The sequence below is a fragment of the Streptomyces sp. NRRL F-5630 genome (assembly GCF_000719475.1).
Taxonomy (GTDB): domain Bacteria; phylum Actinomycetota; class Actinomycetes; order Streptomycetales; family Streptomycetaceae; genus Streptomyces.
In genome coordinates, this window is record NZ_JOGO01000178.1 from 1 (window position 1) to 1,086 (window position 1,086).

1 protein-coding gene is annotated in these 1,086 nt (G+C 67.5%); it reads right to left on the minus strand.

What is annotated here, in order from left to right; genetic code table 11:
* A complete protein-coding gene (locus IF99_RS0130210; protein WP_031001685.1) occupies positions 1-984 on the minus strand; it encodes an IS481 family transposase in 984 nt (327 codons plus the stop codon).
* Between the last annotated feature and the right edge of the window lie 102 nt (positions 985-1,086).

Here is a 1,086-nt window from a genome sequence, read left to right on the forward strand (position 1 = left end):
CTAGGTGTATTGACCCGGAGCGTTGTTGACGCGGCTGATCGGAGGTTGGCCTCCGAGTGCGGTGTGGCAGCGGTGGTGGTTGTAGGTGTGGAGGAAGTCTGCCAGGGCCGTTGTCCGCTCGTGGTTGGAGGTGTAGGGCCGCAGGTAGGCCCACTCGTCCAGGAGTGTCCGGTTGAAGCGTTCGACCTTGCCGTTCGTCTGCGGCCGGTAGGGGCGGATCTTCTTGTGGGCGATACCGGCTGCGGCGAGGGTCTGGGTGAAGAGTCTGGCCTTGTAGCAGGCGCCGTTGTCGGTCAGGACGCGCTCGACCCTCACGCCGTGAGCGGCGAAGAAGGCGTTCGCCCGCTGCCAGAAGGCGATCGCGGTGTCCTTGCGCTCGTCGGCAAGGACCTCGCTGTAGGCCAGACGGGAGTGGTCGTCGACGGCGGAGTGGATGTAGCTGTAGCCGATCACCGGCTTGCTACTCCTGCGCTCGCTGGTGGTGGCCTGGCGGTTGCGGTCGCCGGCTGTTCTGCCGACGGTGCGCCAGCCGCCGCCGTCGGGGATGTTGCCGAGCTTCTTGATGTCGACGTGGACCAGTTCGCCGGGCCGGGTCCGCTCGTACCGGCGGATCACCCGTCCGGTGGGGCGGTCGAGCCAGGCCAGCCGGTTGATGCCGTGGCGCGTCAGGATCCGGTGGACCGTCGAGGCCGGCAGGCCCAGGATGGGTCCAATGCGGGCGGGGCCGAGTTTGCGGTCGGTCCGCAGGCGGCAGGCCCGGGCCTCGATCACGGCGGGCGTACGGTGCGGGGTCGTGTGCGGCCTGCTCGGGCGATCATGGAGGCCGGCTTCGCCTTCGGCCCGCCAGCGGCGAACCCACTTGTGGGCGGTGGGGCGGGATATACCCATCTCAGCAGCGACGTGCGCGACAGGCCGACCGGACTGGACACGTTCGACCAGGATCCGCCTGCCATGAACCGTCAGCCGGGCGTTACGGTGAGACACGAAGACCTCCGTGTGCGGTGCAGCTTAGACACCTCCACCACACCGGAGGTCTTCGTCATGATCAAGACCTGACCCGCGTTAACAACGCTCGTGATCAATACA